Annotated in this window: 23 protein-coding genes; 8 read left to right on the forward strand and 15 right to left on the reverse strand. The window is 40.6% G+C overall.

The genetic code is table 11. The features are described from left to right. Window positions 1-115 precede the first annotated feature (115 nt). The 6 genes from J3455_RS12405 to ilvY all read right to left on the reverse strand — a co-directional run bounded on the left by J3455_RS12405 (window position 116) and on the right by ilvY (window position 5615). A complete protein-coding gene (locus J3455_RS12405; protein ID WP_167658353.1) occupies window positions 116-1357 on the reverse strand; it encodes an ATP-binding protein in 1242 nt (413 codons plus the stop codon). Window positions 1358-1363: 6 nt separating this feature from the next. Next, on the reverse strand, window positions 1364-2056 hold the full coding sequence (locus J3455_RS12410) for a response regulator (protein WP_054562019.1): 693 nt from the start codon (window positions 2054-2056) through the stop codon (window positions 1364-1366). Between the two features lie 14 nt (window positions 2057-2070). Beyond that, window positions 2071-2457: a DUF3019 domain-containing protein gene (locus J3455_RS12415; RefSeq protein WP_130051075.1), complete on the reverse strand. Its 387-nt coding sequence runs from the start codon at window positions 2455-2457 to the stop codon at window positions 2071-2073. Between the two features lies 1 nt (window position 2458). Beyond that, window positions 2459-3286 (reverse strand): MipA/OmpV family protein, encoded by an 828-nt coding sequence (locus J3455_RS12420; RefSeq protein ID WP_484581370.1) that lies wholly within the window; start codon window positions 3284-3286, stop codon window positions 2459-2461. A 174-nt stretch (window positions 3287-3460) separates the two neighbouring features. After that, window positions 3461-4438, reverse strand: coding sequence for a GGDEF domain-containing protein (locus J3455_RS12425; RefSeq protein WP_233786745.1), 978 nt, complete (start codon window positions 4436-4438; stop codon window positions 3461-3463). 274 nt (window positions 4439-4712) lie between these two features. Continuing rightward, complete coding sequence (ilvY, locus tag J3455_RS12430; protein WP_130051073.1) at window positions 4713-5615, reverse strand: HTH-type transcriptional activator IlvY; 903 nt, start codon at window positions 5613-5615, stop codon at window positions 4713-4715. Between the two features lie 146 nt (window positions 5616-5761). Between ilvY and ilvC the strand changes: the two genes are divergently transcribed. The 4 genes from ilvC (at window position 5762) to J3455_RS12450 (ending at window position 11411) form a co-directional block, all read left to right on the forward strand. Next, complete coding sequence (gene ilvC / locus J3455_RS12435; RefSeq protein WP_130051072.1) at window positions 5762-7234, forward strand: ketol-acid reductoisomerase; 1473 nt, start codon at window positions 5762-5764, stop codon at window positions 7232-7234. Window positions 7235-7378: 144 nt separating this feature from the next. After that, complete coding sequence (locus tag J3455_RS12440; protein WP_349561846.1) at window positions 7379-9292, forward strand: methyl-accepting chemotaxis protein; 1914 nt, start codon at window positions 7379-7381, stop codon at window positions 9290-9292. An 84-nt stretch (window positions 9293-9376) separates the two neighbouring features. Beyond that, window positions 9377-10561 carry a tetratricopeptide repeat protein gene (locus J3455_RS12445; RefSeq protein WP_130051070.1) on the forward strand — a complete coding sequence of 395 codons (1185 nt, stop codon included), beginning with the start codon at window positions 9377-9379 and terminating at the stop codon, window positions 10559-10561. Next, complete coding sequence (locus tag J3455_RS12450) at window positions 10548-11411, forward strand: M20/M25/M40 family metallo-hydrolase (RefSeq protein WP_239976937.1); 864 nt, start codon at window positions 10548-10550, stop codon at window positions 11409-11411. Before J3455_RS12445 ends, J3455_RS12450 begins: the two co-directional genes overlap by 14 nt. On the opposite strand, the gene J3455_RS12455 is transcribed toward J3455_RS12450, so the two are convergent. After that, window positions 11412-11729, reverse strand: a complete 318-nt coding sequence (locus tag J3455_RS12455; protein ID WP_233786746.1) for a GIY-YIG nuclease family protein — start codon at window positions 11727-11729, stop codon at window positions 11412-11414. Window positions 11730-11846: 117 nt separating this feature from the next. On the opposite strand from J3455_RS12455, the gene J3455_RS12460 reads away from it, so the two are divergent. Continuing rightward, window positions 11847-12209 (forward strand): outer membrane protein assembly factor BamE, encoded by a 363-nt coding sequence (locus J3455_RS12460; protein ID WP_063528054.1) that lies wholly within the window; start codon window positions 11847-11849, stop codon window positions 12207-12209. Window positions 12210-12251: 42 nt separating this feature from the next. On the opposite strand, the gene J3455_RS12465 is transcribed toward J3455_RS12460, so the two are convergent. Together J3455_RS12465 and J3455_RS12470 are read right to left on the reverse strand one after the other, a co-directional pair. Further along, a complete protein-coding gene (locus J3455_RS12465; protein WP_130051068.1) occupies window positions 12252-12578 on the reverse strand; it encodes an RnfH family protein in 327 nt (108 codons plus the stop codon). Continuing rightward, window positions 12575-13015 (reverse strand): type II toxin-antitoxin system RatA family toxin, encoded by a 441-nt coding sequence (locus J3455_RS12470; protein WP_167658356.1) that lies wholly within the window; start codon window positions 13013-13015, stop codon window positions 12575-12577. Before J3455_RS12470 ends, J3455_RS12465 begins: the two co-directional genes overlap by 4 nt. 133 nt (window positions 13016-13148) lie before the next feature. On the opposite strand from J3455_RS12470, the gene smpB reads away from it, so the two are divergent. Beyond that, entirely contained in the window at window positions 13149-13628 is a 480-nt protein-coding gene (gene smpB, locus J3455_RS12475; protein ID WP_063700124.1) for an SsrA-binding protein SmpB, read from the forward strand. 265 nt (window positions 13629-13893) lie between these two features. Then, window positions 13894-16419 (forward strand): TonB-dependent receptor, encoded by a 2526-nt coding sequence (locus J3455_RS12480; protein ID WP_349561931.1) that lies wholly within the window; start codon window positions 13894-13896, stop codon window positions 16417-16419. Between the two features lie 68 nt (window positions 16420-16487). Here J3455_RS12480 and J3455_RS12485 read toward each other — a convergent pair whose 3' ends face one another. Further along, on the reverse strand, window positions 16488-17093 hold the full coding sequence (locus tag J3455_RS12485) for a peroxiredoxin C (protein ID WP_054551729.1): 606 nt from the start codon (window positions 17091-17093) through the stop codon (window positions 16488-16490). A gap of 431 nt (window positions 17094-17524) precedes the next feature. Beyond that, entirely contained in the window at window positions 17525-18238 is a 714-nt protein-coding gene (gene fadR, locus J3455_RS12490) for a fatty acid metabolism transcriptional regulator FadR (RefSeq protein WP_130051065.1), read from the reverse strand. Between the two features lie 233 nt (window positions 18239-18471). Here fadR and nhaB point away from each other — a divergent pair, with 233 nt between their 5' ends. Next, window positions 18472-20052: a sodium/proton antiporter NhaB gene (gene nhaB / locus J3455_RS12495; RefSeq protein WP_130051064.1), complete on the forward strand. Its 1581-nt coding sequence runs from the start codon at window positions 18472-18474 to the stop codon at window positions 20050-20052. A 55-nt stretch (window positions 20053-20107) separates the two neighbouring features. Here nhaB and tyrA read toward each other — a convergent pair whose 3' ends face one another. The 4 genes from tyrA to rimM all read right to left on the reverse strand — a co-directional run bounded on the left by tyrA (window position 20108) and on the right by rimM (window position 23212). After that, window positions 20108-21241 carry a bifunctional chorismate mutase/prephenate dehydrogenase gene (tyrA, locus tag J3455_RS12500; RefSeq protein ID WP_167658357.1) on the reverse strand — a complete coding sequence of 378 codons (1134 nt, stop codon included), beginning with the start codon at window positions 21239-21241 and terminating at the stop codon, window positions 20108-20110. A 277-nt stretch (window positions 21242-21518) separates the two neighbouring features. Then, complete coding sequence (rplS, locus tag J3455_RS12505; protein ID WP_130051062.1) at window positions 21519-21878, reverse strand: 50S ribosomal protein L19; 360 nt, start codon at window positions 21876-21878, stop codon at window positions 21519-21521. 33 nt (window positions 21879-21911) lie between these two features. Beyond that, the gene (trmD, locus tag J3455_RS12510; protein ID WP_130051061.1) at window positions 21912-22679 is read right to left on the reverse strand and encodes a tRNA (guanosine(37)-N1)-methyltransferase TrmD; all 768 of its coding nucleotides are present in this window, start codon (window positions 22677-22679) and stop codon (window positions 21912-21914) included. Beyond that, on the reverse strand, window positions 22679-23212 hold the full coding sequence (gene rimM / locus J3455_RS12515; protein WP_130051060.1) for a ribosome maturation factor RimM: 534 nt from the start codon (window positions 23210-23212) through the stop codon (window positions 22679-22681). Before rimM ends, trmD begins: the two co-directional genes overlap by 1 nt. Window positions 23213-23229: the final 17 nt, after the last annotated feature.

Raw genomic sequence — 23229 nt, forward strand, 5'->3', positions numbered from 1 at the left:
CTTTTATAATTAAGTGCGGTCTATTACTTTGCTACTTGTTTATTTTTGGTTTTAATCTTTAAAAAGCGCCTTAGGCGCTTTTTTTATGCCTGCAAAAATACCTGTAATCTAAGACTTAATTAGTCTTGAACAAGCGAATCACAAATTTTGCTCCACCTAATGGTGAATCACACACTTCAGACTGCCCTTGATGCCAACTGACAATTTTAGCGACAATTGCAAGACCTAACCCAAAGCCACCTGTTTTCTTATCACGGCTTTTATCTAAACGAGTAAATGGCTTAAAAATACTTTGCCACTCAGATTTAGCGATCCCTGGACCATCGTCTTCAACACTAATTTGTATCGAATCACCTAACTCTTCAAGGCTCACATGAATTTTGTGGTTTGCGTATTTTTGTGCATTGCCTAATAGGTTTTGAATACAACGCGCCATAAAATGCTCGTCACACTCGTAGTAAAGCTGCTTAGGTGCACTCACTGCTACCTCAATGTCAGTAGCAAATTCGAGCTTATTCACCACACTGTTGATAAGCGCAGTAAGGTCACAAGAACGTGGTTTTAAACTCGGTTGATGTGAATCAAGCCGCGCATATTCCAGCATTTCGGAAACTAATGCCTCAAGCTCTGCAATATCAGCCTGCATGTTATCAATGTAAGTATAAGATTTTTCATTCTCAACTTGCTCTTCAAGCATAGCAATTGCAAACTTTAAACGAGCAAGTGGCGTTCTAAACTCATGAGAAACAGAAGAAGTAAGCTCTTGCTGTGCTGCTAGAAGGTATTGGATACGCTCTTGCATCGCATTGAGTGTATCTGTGATTGGCAGGAAAAAGGATTTGGAAGCGTCTTGTAGTTCGAAGTCTTGCGCTCCTCCTACAGCTTCACAGGCAAGTGTGAGTTTATTAAAATCTCGCCATAGTAATAAGCTCCATAGCCCAATAGGCAAACCAATTACTGTTAATAATAAAAAGTAAGGCCAAACTGAGCTAAAATTTGGGTTTTCAACAGAAAGTGGACCTACTTGCAAAAGCTGTGTGTCGTTGATAGCAATATACCAAACCACCTTTTGCTCTTTATTAAACAAATACAGATGATGATCATTTTTGAGCTGTGATTTTAAATCATCTGGTAAAGCAAGGTCTGAGAGATTAATCAATTCGCTTTCATACTCTCGTTCTAGCGAAGCTAAACCATTATCCGTTTGGCTTAATAGCCATAGAGATTTACCAAATTCTTGGTCGAGGGCGATTTGTTGTTGAGTTTCTTCGTAGGGCCATAACTGTTCTATGACCCCACTAACAAGAAACAGAGAAACTATTATATAAAGATATAAGCTTGCAAATAGTTTCCCCATTAATGTTTACATATCCCATGCATCAGATACAAAGAGGTAACCTTGTCCCCAAACTGTTTTAATTCGGTATGGTTTATCACTGTTATCACCTAGCTTCTTGCGGATACGTGATACGCGTACATCAACTGTACGGTCTAAGCCATCATACTGACGGCCAATCATATGCTGGTGCACATGTTCACGGCTTAACACTTCACCTGCATTTGATGCGAGTAACCAAAGTAGCTCAAACTCATGGGAAGTCAGTGTAATTTCACTGCCTTTTAGTGTAACGATGCGGCTAGTTTTATCAATAGTTAAATCACCAAAACTAAGCTCTTCAGGTGCCTTGTTAGTAGCTTGTCCACGACGTAATAACGCATTAATACGCGCTAATAATACACGAGGCTCAGCAGGCTTGATTACATAATCATCTGCGCCGAGCTCCAAACCAATCACTTGGTCAAAGTCTTCACCTTTTGCTGTTAACATTAAAATAGGTAAGCTGAATTTATCACGAACCTGACGACACACACTAAAGCCGTCTTTACCCGGTAACATGACATCTAAAATCATTAGATCAACAGGGTTGTTTTCAAGGTATTCAAATACTTCATCGCCGCGTTCAAGGACCGCAACATCCAACCCATTATGCTGAAGGTAATCACGTGTTAACTGCTGTAAGCCGAGATCATCTTCAACAAGTAAAATCTTTGCCATTGGTTGCTCCTAAATTAAAAAAAGCTCCACGGTGAGCGTAACCTACGCCTCGTTGTTTTTGCTTCGGTGCTTTGCACTTCGACTTTTGCTGTCGCAATTTTACTCCCCGTGTGCGGATTGACTAAGGAGTATATTGTTTCAATCTGAACCCGCGCTTTATGGCTGAAAACCCCTGAACTAGTGTCGTTCCAGCATTGAATTTTCTGATTATTTTGGTACAAACACAAATCTTGAGGCTGTTGACTTTGCCAGCTCATTTTTAACTCAAGATCACAAAATTCGTGCTGTTGTAATACAACGCACACTTTTGGTGTGATATCAAACTGAGTCGCTTGTGCATAGCTTGGGGAAGCCCAAATAACAGCAACAAACACACACAGACTAAAAGCAAAATACTTCATATTAAAAAATATGATTGAATCCTATAAATGCAGTCATCGAGTACGTGTGTTCAAAAAGCGGACTGTCATCCACGGCTGAGTAGTCATAATATGCTAAATGAAAACGAAGAGAGTTAGCCTCACTCAGGGGCCAACGGGCGTCGATTTTAGCATAAGGTTGCCAGCTACTGCCAACATCAATTTCCCCATATGAGGACTCTTCTGCCGATAAACCATAAAAATAATCATTTAGTCTGGCTGATTTGTACCAGATCCCTAGGCTAGGTGCGACCGATAAGTTTCCTATACGGTGATGTGATTGCCATTGTAAAGCACTACGCAAACCGTTATAAACTCCGGAAACATCGGTCAACGCTTGTACAGAGATAACATGATTATTTCGAATATAGTGATAACTTAAGCCAGCATCTAAAGCCCAGCGTCTTTTTTTAATATCGCTTGTAGATACAGACTTTTCTGCCAGTTCATTACTAGTGGTCGATTCAACAATAAAACTATTTGATGTTTGCAGTGCAAATATATTACTTGGATGGAAATCTATAAAGAAACGCGTCTCAGGGTTGAACTCAGTAACAAAGTTAACGACGTGACTATCACTCTCTTGTAATGAATAACCTAAACGGCCATTATCAAAGAACCATTTTTCACCATAAAAAGCGATTTCAGGCAGCACGAGCAAAGGTAAGTTATCACCTCCATGAAGTGGATTCGTGATCACCCCCGCACCTGTATTAATACTTAGATGCCATTGCTGGGTATCAATCTGTTGATTTGCCACACGGCTTTCACGTTCAGTGCGCGTTGAGTCATCAGCGCTTGCTTGACTCACTAGCATGCCAAATATGGCATAAACCAGTGCGCACATCCTGATCGTTTGAGATTTCATTGTTATTTTACGACCAAAGAAATTTATGCAATAAGAGCATAATATCAAGATGTGAACAAACTGTCGTTGCAAGGTTACAACTATTCACAAATTTGATACATATATCGATTAAGTTTGTTACTCTTCGACGATTTCTATGCGATTGCGACCATGCTCTTTTGCTAAATAAAGCGCTTTATCAGCTTTAGCAATCAGTTGTTCCGGTTTACTATTTTTAGCTTTAATAGCAATACCAAAGCTTGCTGTCACTTGGCTTAACACCTTGTCAGATTTAGGATTTTTAATTTGTAGTTTAGTAACAGCCTGACGTAGTTGCTGGGTAAAGTTAGTCATATCACTAATGCTGGCAAACTGAGCCGTGAAACAAAACTCTTCGCCACCATAACGATAAGCTTGGCCAACACTTGAAACATGCTTAAGTAGTTTTGCTGAAACAGCTCGTAAAACTTGATCTCCTTTTTGGTGACCAAAGGTGTCGTTAAACTGTTTAAAGTGATCGATATCGACCATTGTAAGCACGGCGACTTCAGCTAAATTATTAGTTTGGCAAAATCGCGTTATATCTTCATCAAACTTACCACGATTATAAAGCCCAGTCAGAGGGTCTTTTTCAGCTTTACTTCTTGACCTAACAAGCTCTTGCTTTAGCTCTGTAATTTCGGAGTACGCCATAGCGAGTTGGTTTTGAAAATCTTGCGCACGGCTTTGCAAAGCTGCCGACTCATCACTTAAACGCTCTACACAATCAAGTACATCATCAAAGCCACTTTCTTGGCTTATATCAGCACTCGTTAGTGTTTCACGACACTCTTGCAGTGCCTGATTAAATTCAGTTGAGTAATTTAGTGCTTCGTTAATATCTTGATGTACCTTGCCAACAACATCGTTAAAGCCGCTAGAGAGCTGATAAAATAGTGCCAAGTCATCCCGAGATAAGTACTTATCGAAAAGCCGTTTTGCCTGCTCATGACTACAAGTATTGTGTTGTTTAATAATACTATCGAGCTCTTTACTTAACTTTTGATTTTTATCACTCACATAGCAATACCAAAGCGCATAATTAAGCGGCGTAATTGGCATCTTGTATTTTACCATTAGAGGAATTGCTAGCTTCAGACAATGGCTCGAGTAGCTTAAAGAGTGGTCGGCTTGCGCTGAGAGTATCATGAGTCTAGGCCATGAAAATTTTTATTATTTCAATTAAGTTAACAACACCCAAAGAAAAATCAATGAAAAAGGATTTTGACAGACTAAAACCAGTAAAAACCACGAAAAAATTTTACAAAAACCAATACTAAATAACTAATTAAAGTGTGCGGTTGTATCTATGTAAAAGTTTAAATTAAAGTCAAAGCCACTAGTTATTAAGTTAAATTGCTTGCTGGGTAAGCGATTGAGCAATACTCCAAATCGCGTTGAGTGCAGGATCATGACGCTCTTTATTTAGTACGGCTAGACCAATTTCGAAACCTGCAATAGTTTGTTCTGCATCACTAACAATTTGCACTTTATCTTTGAGCGGGCTGTTATCCAGTACTATTTTTGGCACCATAGCAATACCTAAACCTAGACTCACCATAGAGACCATAGCTTCATGACCTGCAACCTGCGCATATATACGGCCATGAATATTTTTTTTACGCCACCACTGCTCAAGACGCTGCCTTGATAAACCTTGCTCAGCAACAATAAATTCTAAATCTGACCAATCAATTTGCTCATTTGCTGACAGTTTTTCGCTGATCGGGCACACGATTTTTGGCGCAATCAATACTAGTGGCGAATAACCAACACTAGTAAAGGCAATTTGTCCCGGTAGTTTTGTTGGTTTAGCAGCAATTGCCATATCTTCATGACCATCTAAAACACGATTTATTGCTAATGCAGGGTCACCAGTATTCAAAGTAATTTCAATATATGGGTGCTGCATACGCAGTTGTTCAAGTATTTGATGTAAAAAACTATATGAGGCAGTTACAGAGCAATAAATACTGACATTGCCATAAACATGCTGTTGCGGCTCTTGTACATTAGCTTTAAAACGATGCCAGTTAGCAAGCGTCGCATTAGCGTACTCAATAAATGACTCACCCTCGCGGGTTAATTTTACGGTGCGATTATCCCTATTAAATAACACCACCCCAACCTCTTCTTCGAGTTGCTTGATGTTCCGACTCAAGGTTGGCGCACTGATATGGCAAAGCTCACTGGCTCTTGCAAAGTGTAGCGTCTTTGCTAACGCCAAAAAGTAATTAAGATGTTTATGATCCATACCACCACCATTTCATTTTATGAAATACTTTAATTCAAATATATCATTTTACGCAAGGTAAAAAATTGCATAGTGTTAAGACATACAAAGAACACTACGTCGGTTCTTTGATTTTCTAACAAAATTGTATTTATAGGACACTAACAATGGCGAATTATTTTAATACTCTTCCTTTAAGAGAGCAGTTAGCGCAATTAGCGCAGTGTGAATTTATGGACCCAGCAGAGTTTGCTGATGGTGTAGACGCTTTAAAAGGGAAAAAACTCGTTATTGTCGGTTGTGGCGCACAAGGCCTTAACCAAGGTTTAAATTTACGTGACTCAGGTTTAGATGTTTCTTATACATTGCGTGAATCAGCTATTGCTGAGCGCCGTCAATCTTTCTTAAACGCATCTGAAAATGGTTTTACTGTAGGCACATATGAAGAGCTTATCCCAACAGCAGATGTAGTATTAAACCTAACACCTGATAAACAACATACCGCTGTTGTAAATGCTATTATGCCTTTAATGAAGCAAGGCGCAACGCTTGCTTACTCACATGGTTTCAATATTGTTGAAGAAGGCATGCAAATCCGTGAAGACTTAACGGTTATCATGGTTGCACCTAAGTGCCCTGGATCGGAAGTACGTGAAGAATATAAGCGTGGCTTTGGTGTACCAACATTGATTGCGGTTCACCCAGAAAATGATCCTCAAGGCCATGGCCTAGCTCAAGCTAAAGCTTATGCAGCTGGTACCGGTGGTCATCGTGCTGGCGTATTAAAATCATCATTCATTGCGGAAGTTAAATCTGACTTGATGGGTGAGCAAACGATTCTATGCGGTATGCTACAAACCGGTTCATTACTATGCTTCGACAAAATGGTTGAAAAAGGTATTGATGCAAGCTACGCGTCTAAACTAATCCAATACGGTTGGGAAGTGATCACTGAAGCACTTAAGTATGGCGGTGTTACTAACATGCTTGACCGTTTATCAAATCCAGCAAAAGTAAAAGCATTTGAATTAAGTGAAGAGCTTAAAACAATTATGCGTCCACTTTATAATAAGCATATGGATGACATCATTAGCGGTGAATTTTCTCGTGGCATGATGGCTGATTGGGCTGAAGATGACGCAAAATTACTAGCTTGGCGCGCCGAAACAGCAGAAACCGCATTCGAGAAACAACAAAATACAGATCAAGAAATCAGCGAACAAGCATTCTTCGACCAAGGTATTTTAATGGTTGCCATGGTTAAAGCAGGTGTTGAGTTGGCCTTCGAAACCATGACTGCGGCAGGTATCATCGCTGAATCTGCTTACTATGAATCACTACACGAAACGCCACTTATCGCGAATACCATTGCTCGTAAGAAGCTTTTCGAAATGAACCGAACTATTTCAGATACTGCAGAGTATGGCTGTTACTTATATAACCACGCATGTTTACCGTTGCTGCAAGATTTTATGAAAAATATCGATACAGATGTAATTGGTAAAGGTCTTGATAGTGCTAGCAACCAAGTTGATAACCAAACCTTGATTGCCGTGAATAAAGCACTGCGCGAGCACCCGGTTGAAATTATTGGTAGCAAGCTACGTGGTTACATGTCAGCAATGAAGAAAATTGTTTAACCCTGGAAAGTAAGTTTCGCTTGTTAGAAACCAAGCCCAATTGCTTATATGCTTTGGGCTTTTTTTTTGTCCCTACATTGATTCGTCATCTATAAAGTGTATGCTAAAATTACTGACTTAAATGTTGTAAACTAAGACACTTTCATGGCGTTAAATCAACTCACCATTACTAAAAAAATTACACTGCTTGGCAGTTCTATCGCCCTAATTGTTGCTGCGTTAATCGGCGCAACGGCTATATATAGTGCAAAACAAATCATTGAACAACGAATGATTGAATCTGAACTACCTAGCAAATTGCAAGCAATTGATAATTATATTACTCATGATATAAATCAAATGATCAGTGCGGCAGAGCAGCTATCTAGTAACGAATTTGTATTAGAATGGGCTCGCTCAGGTAATACTGATGACAAGACTTTGCTTAAAGAGCTCAACCGCCTTGTTAAGCAATACGACTTAGCAACTGCTTCGTGGGCTAATCGAGAAACTGCACAATATTGGAACCAAGATGGCTTTTTGCGAGTTTTAACCAAAGAGCAGGATGGCTGGTTTTATGCGTTTACCAACACTACACAGCCTTTTTCAATCAGTATCTATCAAGAATCACCCACTGATGTAAAAATGTTTGTAAATCACCAGCAAACCAATGGGATTGGTTTAGCAGGCCTTGCAAAAAGTATTGACGATATGCAAGCAATGTTACAGCGTTTTAAAATTGAAGAGACTGGTTTTGTTTACATTGCCGATAAAAACGGCCTAATTCAGCTTCATAAAGACGAGAGCAAAGTCGCCAAAGCTAAATTAGATGACGTTTATAAAACTGCTATCACTCGTTCTCTGTTAACTCAAAGTGAATTCAATTTACAGGAAATCGATCTTGATGGTGAAGCGACATTAGTAGCCGCAAGCCCAATCCCAAACACAGATTTATTTGTCATTGCCCAAGTACCTAAGCACGAAGTATTTTCTAGCATCCAAGTTTTACAATGGCAAATTATCAGCTTTGCAATTGTTATTGCCCTCATTGCAAGTTTTGCAGGGCTGGTGCTGGCACGTACACTATCATCGCCGCTGTCTAAAATGGCAGAGTTGTTTACTCGTTTAGGCTCAGGTGATGCAAATTTAGCTTATCGTTTGCCAGCTTCCGAACAACCTGAACTCGCTAACTTGTCAGCAGGCTTTAACCAATTCATCTCTAAGATTGAGACTGCTATCAGCCAAGTTGCCCAAGAAAGTAGTGAAATAAGACAAAGCGCTGATCATGTGTTTAAGCAAGCACAGAAGAACTCTGAAGCGCTAGATAATCAAAAAGAACAAACAATTTCGGTCGCAGCAGCGATTAATGAAATGGGTGCGACAGTGCAAGAAATTGCCTCAAGCGCAGCTAATACGGCTAAACTCACTGAAAACAGTAAACAAAATACCGAACAAAGTCATACTCAGGTAACACAAAGCAAAGAAGCAATTATAGAACTTGCATGCGATATCGATAACATCACTGAGCAAGTAAACGAGCTTGCAAATAAAACGCAAGCTATCGCCAGTATTGTTGACTCTATCAGAGGTATTTCTGAGCAAACTAACCTATTAGCACTTAATGCGGCGATTGAGTCAGCTCGTGCTGGTGAGCATGGTCGCGGTTTTGCAGTTGTAGCCGATGAAGTAAGAGCATTAGCAAACCGTACTTCACAATCAACAACTGAAATTCAAACGATGATCAGTGAACTAACGAATACGTCTGATCTAGTGGTTAATCATATCAATCACTCGAAATCACAAGCACAGTTAAGCGTTGATGCAATGCAAAGTTCAGTTGAATTGCTCAATGCCATTAACGATGCTGCTAATGAAATAAACGATATGGCAACCTTAATAGCAACTGCGACCGAAGAGCAAAGTAATGTAGTCGCAGATGTGGGCCGTAACATTGAGCAAATAAGCGATATTAGTGACAACGTAATGCGTGAACAAATCGACAGTGAACAAGCAATCAAAGATTTAGCAAACAGTGCTCAAACTCTTGATGACCTTGTTGCGACCTTCGATAAACGCTGACACGTTTTGTAACAGTTAACCCTGACCCTTTTTCATTCACGGCCTATACTTAAATGGTATTAGGCCAAGAATTAAGAGGGTCAGATGAAATTACCTAGCATTGTTTTAGCCTCAAGCTTTTGCTTATTAACAGCGTGTAGTAGTACAGAAAATAACACCGCTCCCCCACCACTTGCTTTGACGCAAAGTAATACGTTTACTCAAACCTCAGTTGAAACTCAACAAGAGATTTTTGCATTAAGTAAACATATAAAAGAGCAACTTGATAGTACCTTTCCAAAAGACAGCCGGTCATTACAAAGCACTAAACGTTTGCTCAAGTTCCTTTTGCAAAATGGTGATGCTTCTTTATCTTATCAATCTGGCGCCACCTTAACGGCCAAGCAAGCCTATTCAAATTTAAATGCTAATTGTTTATCGTTATCGATTTTAGCCTACAGTCTTGCTGAGTATCTCGGCCTTGAAGGACAATTTCAAAAAGTACATATTCCAGAATATTGGGCACTTGATAATGGCTTTAATTTACTCACAGGCCATATCAACTTAAAAGTAAGTGAGGCTCAAAAGCTCGTGGTAAATAGAAAAGTCATTTACCCAGAAGAGCGCTCTTTAGTGATAGATTTTGACCCTAACAGCCGCCAAGAAGCGTTTAAAACCAGCAACATCAATAAAGCCCGCATCACAGCAATGTTTTATAATAATAAAGGCGCAGCTGCGATGCTAAAACATGATTATGATACTGCTTTTAGCTATTACAAAGCAGCTGTTAATATTGATAGCAACTACTCAGGTGCTTGGGGTAACCTTGGGGTATTGTTCAGATTAACAGATGACTATCCAAGAGCTGAAACAGCCTACCAATACGCGATTAGTTTAGATCCAGATAACAACACCGCATTAGGCAATTTAGCCAGACTCTATAATCTGACCAATCGCGAAGAGCAAGGCCAGGCGATATTAGCCAAGCTTGATAATAAGCGCCAAGCAAACCCCTATTATCACATTTCTTTAGGTAATGATGCTTACACGACCGCCCGTTATCAAGATGCAATAAAGCACTACAAAAAAGCCCGTGACTTAAACCCAACCCTGCATGATACTGATTTTGGTTTAGCGAGAACCTATTATCAATTAGGTGACCTAAAGCTCGCTAAAAAGTACTTAACTATGGCAAACAATAAAGCAGACTTTGATCATGATAAACAGCGTTACGAAAGTAAGTTACAAGCGCTTCGTTCGCATACTGCAAAGCTTATTGATTACCGCTAGTGCTACACTAAGCACTGCGCAAGCTTTTGCCAGTACAGATTTAGAACGAGACGTCATAACGCTAACATCGGCTCAATTTGCTGGGCGAAAAACGGCGACTCAAGGCGCTCAGTTAGCCGCCCACTTTATAAAAGAGCGCTTTATTGCTCATGGCTATTCTGTTGATGATCAAGTATTTACTTATCAGTCAGGGCTCTTTGGCAAGGCTACTGGGCGGAACATTATTGCGACTAAAAATAGCCACTGTGAGAAGTGTAAAAAAGTAATTTTTACCGCTCATTACGATCATTTAGGGCAAAAAGGTAATCGGCTCTACCCAGGTGCGAACGACAATGCCAGCGGCGTTGCCGCTTTACTTTATTTAGCTGAGCACTTTGCGCAAAGCCCTCTGCCCTATCAATTAGTTTTTGTTGCAACCGATGCAGAAGAAAATGGCCTACATGGTAGCGAGTACTTGGTATCGACACTTAATAAAGACGAAATCAAACTTAATATTAATTTAGATATGCTCGTTGTGAACCCCAGAAAACCGCGTATCTATGCATTTTTAGATAATCAATCATTAGCACATTATCAAGCTGACATTAAAATTCTATCTGATGAACAGTTAACCTTTATGGTAACTAGCTCGTCAGCGAGGCTAAATCGGTTATTTGATCTCAAAGTTGATTGGCGCAGAGCAAGCGACCATTATTCATTCGCTAAAGCGGGGATCCCTTATATTTACTTTGGTATAGGACATGACAAACACCACCACCAAAGCACAGACACGGCGGCGCACATCGACTTTACACTATTCGAATATGCCATAGCGAAAATAGCCCTATTTATTGAAAAGCTTCCAAGTTAGTTATTTAGGTAGCTCAGACGTTAAAACAAACTGTCTTTTTTGTGCTTTGCTGAGCTTTTTTACGCTTATTTCTAGTTTAGTTGCTTCACTACGGTTACCCACCTGCTGTTGATAGATAAGCGTTAGAGGCCCTTTTCCCTTAAGATTTTTCGCACCTTTTCCCGCTTGATGCTGAGCGAATCTTTTTTCAACATTGGTACTGATCCCTGTATACCAATGACCTAAACGTGTTTGCACTATATACAAATACCACATGACATCTGAGTTATCGCTGTTTTTTAAAGGCTGATGTAAACTTTTTGGGTTTGCAGTGGTCAAATTTGTGCCTCGTGGTTTTTAATCGCATTTCAGTAAAAACAATTACTGAAAAGGGTTTTACCTTCTGTGACTAATCGGTATCATGCAGTGTATAAAAAATAAGGATTCAAACAAATAATGCAGTCGTTTAAAACTTTTTCTTTTTGGTTAGTACTTACCCTTACTTTAAGTGCTACAGCAGGGTGTTCAAGCTGGGTTTACCGTATCAATATTCCTCAAGGTAACTTTTTAGAACAATCAGATGTAGATAAGCTACGTGTTAATATGACTCGCGAGCAAGTACTGTATGTTCTAGGCAAGCCAGTAGCAGAAGACTCTTTTGATAAAAATACGTGGCATTACCTGTATGTATTTAACATTGGCCGTAGCAACGAGCAACGTAAGTCACTCACTATTAACTTCGAAAATGATAAGCTTGTTTCGTTATCAGGTGACTACGAGCAACCTAGCGAATTTAATACGCCGCTTGAACAAGAGTAATCTTAATTCTAATTAATTAAGGGTAGCCTGAGCTACCCTTTTTTATGCCTTGTTTAGTGGCCTTCCGCCAGTCACTTTATTGGCACGTCCTTCTTCTTTGGCCTTTTCAGCTCGACGTCTGCGCGCATCCTTTGGATCAGCAATAAGAGGGCGATAAATCTCAATACGATCCCCTTCCTTTACTTCTTGATTAAGCTTACAGGTACGGTTCCAAATACCCAGTGTTAAGTTATTTGCGTCTATTTCAGGACACTTATTGATAATACCCGACTTAATCACCGCTTGCTCAGCTGTCGTGCCTATCGGCACTTCTACTAATAAACTGGTTGCCGTTGTTGGTAAAGCAAAAACTACTTCAACAGTTATCATGGACGAACTCCGTACACAGTTTTAGCACGCTGCGTAAATGCATTAACCATATTTTTAGCTACTTCGTTAAATACTTTTCCAAAAGCCAGTTCGATAAGTTTACTCGCAAATTCAAACTCAAGATGAAGCTGTACTTTGCACGCTTTATCGTCCAGCGGTAAAAATTGCCATTTACCTTGTAACTTTTTAAATGGGCCATCAACTAAGCGAAGTGCAACAGTTTGCTCATCAATAAACGTATTTTCGGTAGTAAACCACTTTTTTAAACCCGCTTTTGAGATCTCCAAACTGGCCGTCATGCCACTAGCTTGTTGCGTGATGATTTTAGCATCTGAGCAATTTGGCAAAAACTCTGGATAAGCATCAACATCATTCACTAAATCAAACATTTCTTTGCTGCTGTACATTACAAGCGCACTTTTTTCTATTTGCGGCATATTCACTCCCAACTTTGTCGGCGAATTTTAGCAAGCTTTGGCTATTTCCCCAAATTTTAGTAACACGAAAATATCCGCAAAGCCTTAAAAAAGCGATGTAAAAGCGCTGTTTTTACGTATAATATGGGCCACTATGGCTAAGAAAAAATCATCTAAATCGACAAGTAATACCATCGCGCTTAACAAAAAAGCGCGCCATGAGTATTTTTTACACGATAAGTTCGAAGCAGGGGTTGAACTACAGGGCTGGGAAGTAAAAAGTATCCGAGCTGGTAAAGTAAACATCTCTGAGACTTATATTCATATTAAAAACGGCGAAGCATTTTTACTTGGCAGTCAAATTCAGCCTCTCAACAGTGCTTCTACTCACGTAATTTGCGATCCACTTCGTTATCGTAAGTTACTTTTAAATAAACGTGAAATCGATCGTCTTATCGGTGCAACAGAACGCGACGGGTTTTCACTAATCGCAACTGCAATGTACTGGAAAAAATGCTGGGTGAAGTTGGAGTTCCACCTTGCTAAAGGTAAAAAGATGCACGATAAACGTGAAGACGGAAAGAATAAAGATTGGGCACGAGAAAAAGAGCGCCTAATGAAACATAAAGCTTAATTTATGAAATGAGCCTAACTTTCGTGTTAGGCTCGTACCCCTTACAAACACTCACTTTTTACAAAAATATCAATACCCTCTCTAAAAAACCCATCCTTTTTTGCTATTCCAAACCAGTACGTTTACATGATATCAATCTTTACCGTGACAACTTCACAACTTTTTCACAATTACACAAGGATTGAAATTTATGAAGAACACCCACCGCTTTCTACAGCGACCTCTCTACGCATTTACTATTGCAGCACTAAGTGGCACAAGCTTTATGTCTATTGCTGCTGAGTCAGATGGAGCTGAAAAGGTCGAGCGTATTGAAGTTACAGGTTCTCGTATTAAACGTTCAGACATTGAAGGGCCATCACCGGTACAGTCAATAAGTCGTGCAGACATAGACAATATGGGCTACGACAACCTACAACAATTATTAGAACGTATGCCAGTTGCAGGTAATGGTACTTTCTCTACTCGCGGCAATAACCAAGACTCTACAGCTAATGGGGCTGCAGCGGTAAGTCTCAGAGGCTTAGGCTCTGATGCAACATTAGTACTTATTAATGGCCGTCGTGTTTCAATAAGTGCTTTTGCGGAAAGCATCACCAATTCATTTGTAGATATCAACTCGATTCCTGTTTCAGCGATTGAGCGTATCGATATTTTAAAAGATGGTGCATCGGCAATATATGGTTCTGATGCGGTTGCAGGTGTAGTTAATATCATCTTAAAAAAGGATATTAATGGTCTAGAAGTAAACCTTGGATATGGTGGTACTGATGGTCCTAACTACGAAGAAAAAACAGCAAGCCTCGTTTGGGGTACCAGTACAGAAAAAAGCAGCGCATCAATTATTATTGATTACTTTAACAACTCAGCACTCTCCTCTGATGAAATGGGCCGTCTAGGTACAGCAAACCAAGAACCATATGGTGGTATGGATTTCCGTTCATCGCGTGGTTTCCCAGGCTACTTTTATGTAGATGGTGAAAAAACCATTGATCCAGCATGCCCTGCAGAAAATGCGACAGCAAGTGGTAGTTGTTTATTTGACTATGGCCCGTATGGTTACGTAACCCCTGCATCTGAACGTGTTGGTGCTATTTCGCAGTTTGAATATAACTTTGATAATGGTATATCGGCATTTTTAGAAGTTGCAGTACAACACAATAGTTCGCAAGCAGCTGGTGCACCGACTCCGCTTGATGAAGATGCCGGCCTTACAGTGCCAGCAAACCACCCTAACAACCCGTTTGGCCAAGATATCGAAATTGGTCGCTACAGAACAGTAGATGCGGGCCCCCGTCAATGGGATATCGAATCAGATACACTTCGCTTTGTTGCGGGCCTAAAAGGCGAGATCAGTGACTGGAGCTGGGAAGCAGCCATTCAAAAAGGTCGAAGTAAATCAATGCAAACAGGCGATAGAAGCCAAGGCTGGGTGCGTACTGATTTCTTACAACAAGAAATCGATGCGGGTAACTATAACCCTTTCGGTGGCACCTATAATGACCAAGCAGTTATTGACCGTATTACGACAAGCTTAGTTCGTCGTGGTGAGTCTCATATGACATCATTTGATGCAAATATCAGTGGTGAAGCATTTAGCTTTGGCGATGATGTGGTGATGATGGCTGCCGGTATTGAATACCGTGAAGAAGATGTGAGCGATATTCCAGACGATCAATTCCAGCGTGGTTTAATCTTTGGCACTGAGTCAGTATCAGCCGCTGCAGAACGCGACCAATATGCAGCTTATATTGAGTTTTCAATTCCTCTTGCTGAAAATTTAGAGCTACAATTAGCAGGTCGTTACGATGATTACAGTGACTTTGGTTCAACAACAAACCCTAAAGTAGCTGTACGCTGGGCGCCAACAGACTCAATTACTGTTCGTGGTTCATGGGCACAAGGTTTCCGAGCACCTTCACTAGCACAGATTGGTTTAGGCCCTTCTGAAGAAAGCCAATTCTTCGTTGATACATACCGCTGTCAAGCGACAGGACTTGACTGTAATGCCCTTGATTACAATATCCAATTTGCGGGTAACCCTAACCTTGAAGCTGAAGAATCAGAGTCATGGAATGTTGGTTTCATATGGGCACCAACCGCTGAATTTGGTTTCGGTGTCGATGTATGGAGCATTACGCAAGATAACAAGATAGATGAACAAGAATTCGGCCCTATCTATGATAATAACTGTAACGATCAAAACAGCACTGTGTGTGTGCGTTTAGCACCACAAAATGGTCAAAGTTTAGGTGTAATCCAAAAAGTTTACAGCACCTTTGAAAACGTTTCATCGCAAGAAGTATCGGGTGTTGATGTGTCGGCAAACTACACTCATGCTATGAACGATTACGGCTTCTTAAAATTCAATTTAGAATGGGCATACCAAAACGAATTTAAAAAAGATGGTCGCGATTACACAGGCGAGTACCGTTATCCTGAAAACCGTTGGATTTTCTCTACAAACTGGGAGATGGGTGATTTCAATACCAATGTAAATGTGAGCTACACTGGTGAGTTTGAAGATACACCAGACATCGACTTTGATGGAAACTTAGACTTTGATAGCAACACATCACGTATGGTTGATTCGCAAACACTGGTTGATTTACAAACTGCTTATAACTTCTCAGATAAAATCAAACTATCTGTGGGTGTGAATAACGTGTTTGATGAAGATCCTCCGTTTGCAATCGGTGATGGTGATGGCGACTTATATGGCTATGTGTCGAGCGTACATAACCCACGTGGTCGTTATTTCTATACTAAACTAACAATGCGCTTTAATTAATCGCGTTGAGCTTAAAAACAAAAACCCGCCAATTGGCGGGTTTTTTAATTCGCTAACAAAGGCCTAAATTATAGGTCGCCTTCGTTTTCAGAAAGGAATTTAGCAACACCTTCAGGGCTTGCATCCATACCTTTTTTACCTTCAGTCCAACCTGCTGGACATACTTCACCGTGCTCGCTGTGGAACGCTAGCGCGTCAACCATGCGGATCATTTCGTCGATGTTACGGCCTAGTGGAAGGTCGTTAACTACTTGGTGACGTACGTTACCTTCTTCATCGATTAGGAAAGAACCACGGAAAGCAACACCTGCTTCTGGGTGCTCAACGTCGTATGCTTGACAGATTTCGTGTTTAACGTCTGCAACTAGTGCATATTTAACTTGACCAATACCACCGTCAGCAACGGCAGTGTTACGCCATGCATTGTGTGAAAATTGTGAATCGATAGAAACACCGATTACTTCAACGCCACGCTTTTGGAACTCTTCAAAACGCTTGTCGAAAGCGATTAACTCTGAAGGACAAACGAAAGTGAAGTCTAACGGGTAAAAGAAGATAACTGCTTTTTTACCTTTGATAGTTTCTTTTAGGTTGAAGTTTTCAACGATTTCACCGTTACCTAGAACAGCTGCTGCAGTAAAGTCTGGTGCCTGACGGCCAACTAATACACCCATTTTTATCTCCAAATATTTGAGTTTATTTCCAATTGCCTATGCAATACTCACTTATATATGGTTACTAAAAAGCAAAAACCAAGAGTAAGTATTGATAATTTGCAAGATAGTTTAATGAGGTTACAGACAAATGAACAATCGAAAAAAGCGATATGCCTAATCGGAAAAATTGATTCACATTAAATACTGACGATTCTTATCAATTCGTGAAATAAGTGAGGACCTTTTTATAGTGGTAGCGACAGGTCTAATCCCTCAAAATGATTAAGTATTATTAGTATTAATCTTGGTCAGAACAAAGCAGTGACGATAGAAAAGAATGTCGTGCACACCTGCTCGTAAATCTAACTTTCTGCTGTAAAAAGTTTGCGAACACAAAAAACCCAGCATCAAGCTGGGCTCTTAAAAAATAGAAAATCAATTAGTGCTACCTAGTCCATGATATCTTCTGGCATATCACCACGGATTTGCTGCCAGATTTCACCTGTTTGATGACCGTATTTACGCATCATAGAAATCGCTCCATCGTGTTCACGACGCTCTGCCAGCACAGTTAAATCTTTATAAAACTGACGCGCTAATTCACGGGTACGTGAATCAGAGAAGTAATGGCAACCAATTTTTGAGTAGAAGCCTTTAAAGCCATTTAAGATAAGCACGTAAATGCGGTTATTACCAGCAACGGCTAGTTCATGGTGAACTTTATAATCGTAATCAGCAAATGCTTGAGCACTGTCTTCAAGTTCTTCACTTTGCGCTAAGATTTCAATTACACGCTCAGGGGCAAGCTTAATTGCCGCACGAGTGTAAATTGCGCTGATATTAGTACGAGCAGAAAGTAATTGATCTGTAAGCTCTGGCATTTTATCTTCATCAAGACGCGCAAGTGTTTCTAAAATATTTAGACCTGAGGTTTCCCAGAAGTTATTTACACGAGTAGGTTTACCGTGTTGAATTGTTAACCAACCATCACGAGCTAAACGCTGCAGTACTTCACGTAACGTTGTGCGTGTTACACCAATAAGTTCTGACAATTCACGTTCGGCAGGAAGAATTGAGCCAGGCGGAAAGTCACCATTCCAAATAGATTCTACAATGTATTCTTCAGCAAAACCTGCTGGGCTTTTCGCTTTAAAAATTCTCATTCAATTTCCACTTGAGTTAGCAACTACTTTTACCGCATTTGGCATTCAACTCACTGATTGTACCAGATGATCAGCAACTAACAAGTAAACTAACTCTGCTGTGCATAAAAATCTTTAAGATCTCGTTAAATAAGTGACCTTTTGGATTAAAAGCACACCAAACAACAATACTTTCGATATACTCAACTTCTAATTATTTACAATAACAACCAGCACTAATAAAAGGTACAGCCATGCAACAGCGCGTTTTACCAGCAATATTTAAAAACTTTTTGGGGACTTCGCCACAGTGGTATAAATACACCATTATTGCGTTTTTACTAATCAACCCAGTTTTATTTCAACTTAACCCTTATCTGGCAGGATGGGTATTAGTGCTCGAGTTTATCTTCACACTCGCAATGGCGCTAAAGTGTTACCCGCTTCAACCAGGTGGCTTATTAGCCATAGAGGCGTTGTTTATTGGAATGACAACAGCCGGCCAAGTTGAGCATGAAATAGTACAGAATATTGATGTAATTCTGTTACTTATCTTTATGGTTGCAGGCATATACTTTATGAAAGACTTGCTTTTGTATATTTTCACAAAGCTTGTTGTTTCGGTGCGTAGCAAGACCGTGTTATCGCTGTCGTTTACAATTGCAGCTGCCTTCTTATCCGCTTTCTTAGATGCGTTAACGGTTATGGCTGTGGTTATTGCCGTCGCTATGGGTTTCTATAGCATTTATCATAAAGTGGCATCTGGCAAAGATTCTAACAGTGAGCACGATATTAACGATGATAACCAGGTACGTCCTGTCAATCGCCAAGAGCTTGAAGAGTTTCGCGCTTTCTTACGTAACTTGTTGATGCATGCATCAATTGGTACTGCCTTAGGTGGTGTGTGTACTATGGTAGGAGAGCCACAAAATTTAATTATTGCGGAACGAGCTGGCTGGTTCTTTGGCGAGTTTTTCTTTCGTATGCTGCCTATTACTTTGCCTGTAATGATTGCAGGTATTGCCACGACTTTCTTCCTCGAGAAAACCAAAGCATTTGGCTATGGTGCCAAACTCCCAGCACCCATTCACACTATATTATCGGACCACGCTAAAAAGCTTGAGAAAAAACGTACTACACGCGATAAAGTGAACTTAGCTATTCAAGCATTTATCGCTGTTTGGTTGATTATAGGTCTAGCACTTCATTTAGCCACTGTTGGTTTAATTGGCTTATCGGTAATTATTTTTGCGACAGCCAGTGCCGGCATCATTGAAGAACACCAACTAGGTAAAGCATTTGAAGAAGCCCTGCCATTCACTGCATTACTTTGCGTATTTTTCTCAATTGTTGCCGTTATTATCGACCAGCATTTATTTACACCCGTGATCGCATGGGTACTTACTTTTGAAGGCCAGCTGCAATTAGTCATGTTCTTCATAGCTAACGGTATTCTGTCGATGGTCAGTGACAATGTTTTCGTAGGTACTGTGTATATAAACGAAGTTGCTGCTGCACTACAAGCAGGTCAAATTACTCGTGATCAGTTCGATTTACTGGCTGTGGCTATTAACACTGGTACTAACTTACCAAGTGTTGCTACCCCTAATGGCCAAGCTGCGTTCTTGTTCTTGTTAACATCAACATTAGCACCTGTACTAAGGCTGTCTTACGGGCGCATGGTTTATATGGCCCTACCATATACCATAGTGTTAACGATTGTTGGTTTGAGTATGACCTTATTTAGCCTATCTGATATGACAGATTTACTCTATCAATGGGGCTTAATCAACCACCATACGGGTGTGTTACCAGGCTCACTTGGTGGTCATTAATCTAAACAAAAAAGCCCGCGAAATGCGGGCTTTTGGTTTTATTGAGTATGAGTATTTAATCTAACACTTTTGCATCGTTCGCTTTGTTTAGTAAGCTTCGGCTTTGCGTTAAGAAATGCGCTGTCGCATCAGAGAAATACTCTTTCGCATCTGCAAACGCGGCAATCAATGCAGCTTTATCACCTGCTTTGAGTTTTTCGAGGGTTTCCGCAAAAGTATCTTGGTAATTTGAAAGTAATGATTCTACATCGTCGAATTGCGCTAACATGATATCAGAATATAGTTCAGGTGACTGAGCAAACAATCTCCCAACCATCATTAACTCTAACTGATAAATTGGTGATGAACAGCTGCGAAGTTCTGCCAACGTATGACTTTGCTTGGCAAGAAACTGACCGTATACAAAGGTTGTTAAGTGACGCATTACCTGAATGATTTGCATCGCTTCATCATGTTTTTTAGCATCCATTTCAACCACTTGACATCCCCAAACTTGGAGTTGCGCCATTAGCCCTTTAGCTACTTCATGATCTCGCCCTTCACACACAACAACGGTTTGTTTTACCCAGTGTGAAATATCTGGACCAAACATGGGATGCAACCCGACTACTGGGCCGCTATGAGCCGCCATTAGGGCTTTTAAAGGCTTTTGCTTAACTGATGTAATATCAACTAATAAACAGTCATCATCGAGTATTGGTAATGCCGAAACTACGTGTTCAAGTGCATTAATTGGTACACTTACAAGGACTAATTTTGCCCCTTTTAATATCGCTTCACTCTGTGCTTGCTGTGCTTTATCTAAAATACGGACTTCATAACCTGAACGAGCAAATTGTTGAGCAAATAGCTGACCCATGGCACCTTCACCACCAACAATTACAATGGGTGATAACTGAGGTGCAACACAAGCGAGGCTACCTTGCTGGTTTTGATACGCTTCACGCATCATACGGCGCAGGATATCTTCAACTAACTCAGGGTTAACCCCTTGTGCGACTGCTTCTTTACGGCGAGCTGCAAGTAAATCAGCCTCGCGATCTGGGGCATGTAATGGCGCACCGATTTGTTGTTTAATTGCGCCTATTTTTTCTGTAATCCCATTACGCTTTGCCAGTAATGCCACCAATTGCGCATCACATTCATCTATTCCTGCTCTTAAATCAGCTAGATCATTCACTGTTACCACGTTACCACACCTCAAACCCTAAAAACGTAAATAATTATATACAAAAAAGTAAAGCTTTTAATACAAATTATAGTAACAGGATAACAGCCAAAGCACAAAGCCCTAACGTGAATGTAGCATAGCTTATAAAGGGATAAATAGAGGTCAGTCGATCAGTTTGAAGGGAGTACTTAGGTGTCTCACAAAGGGGGAAAATTATTTTTGTGGTATAAAAACCAAAACGGGCTGCAACCTAAGGCTGCAACCCGTTTTATTTTGCGTTGTAAAACAGCGCGTATTAGTTAAGTTTTTCTCTAATACGTGCAGATTTACCAGAACGCTCACGTAGATAGTAAAGTTTCGCACGGCGAACAGCACCGCGACGTTTAACTGAGATACTATCGATAAGAGGGCTGTGCGTTTGGAATACACGCTCAACACCTTCACCGCTCGAAATTTTACGAACTGTGAATGCTGAGTGAAGACCACGATTACGCTTAGCGATTACAACACCTTCAAAGGCCTGTAGACGCTCTTTGTTACCTTCTTTTACACGTACCTGTACAACAACTGTATCACCAGCGCCGAATGCTGGTACGTCTGATTTAAGCTGCTCTTCTTCAAGCGCTTTAATAATATTTTGGTTTACTTTTGCCATTATATTTCTCACTTTCCTAGGTGTAACTGTCTTCTAGCCACAAGCTTGTTGGTACTCTTGCTGAAACTCAGCAAGGAGTGCCGCTTGCTCCTCAGTCAGAGCTAGGTTATGCAACAAGTCAGGACGACGAAGCCAAGTTCTACCAAGTGATTGCTTTGTGCGCCACTTAGCGATTTCTTGGTGGTTTCCGCTGAGCAATACAGCAGGCACCTGTTTATCATCCAATGTCTCTGGCCGTGTATAGTGAGGACAATCAAGCAAGCCATTCGAAAATGAATCTTGCTCAGCTGACTGGTTATGACCTAACACCCCTGGTACTAATCGTGCTACTGCATCAATTAGCGTCATTGCGGGTAGTTCACCACCACTTAAAATAAAATCACCAATTGACCATTCTTCGTCAACGTATGATTCTATAATTCGCTCATCTATACCTTCATAGCGACCGGCAATTAAAATCAGCTTTTCTGAATGCGCAAGTTCACTTGCACCTTGCTGATCTAATTTGCGCCCTTGCGGTGACATATAAATTACTTTTGCACCATCACCTGCCGCTTTTTTAGCGTCAAGGATAGCTTGTTTCAATGGTTCAACCATCATTAACATGCCAGGACCACCCCCGTAAGGACGGTCATCTACAGTTCTATGCTTATCAGTAGCATAGTCACGCGGATTCCAGCAGTTAAAGTCAATTAGACCATTTTTAACTGCGCGACCTGTAACCCCTTGAGTGGTAATCGCATCAAACATGTCCGGGAAAAGGCTAATCACCCCTACCCATAGCGAACTCGTTTGTGACATTAAAACCCTGGGTCCCAGTCAACGGTAATTTCTCTTGCATCATATTTAACTTCTTTAATAACAGAGTCTGTTAAGAAAGGAATTAAACGTTCTGCTTGGCCAAATGCATCTTTTTTGTTTGCTTTCACAACCAAAACATCATTTGAGCCTGTCTCCATAAGGTCATCGACTGTGCCTAAGTTATAACCTTTATCAGTTATAACAGACATGCCGATCAGATCTCGCCAATAGAATTCACCTTGCGGTAATTCTGGTAGCTGCGCTGCGTCTACTGAGATTTCTACATTGGTTAAAGCCATTGCTTCGTCTCGGTCGTTTACTTGCGCAACTTTAGCGATAAAGCCTTTGTTGTGGCGACGCCAGTCGACCACTTCTAAGGTCTGCCATTTACCTTGCTGCCCTATCAACCATGGGCTGAAATCGAAGATCCCTTCGGGATCATCAGTAAATGAATGCACCTTAAGCCAGCCCTTTATACCATACGGGGCACCGAGCTTTCCTACTGTAATATACGAGGTGTTCTCTTGACTCATGGTTACTCTTACGCCTA

The organism is Pseudoalteromonas sp. NFXS39 (genome assembly GCF_040148775.1).
Classification (GTDB): Bacteria; Pseudomonadota; Gammaproteobacteria; order Enterobacterales; family Alteromonadaceae; genus Pseudoalteromonas; species Pseudoalteromonas apostichopi.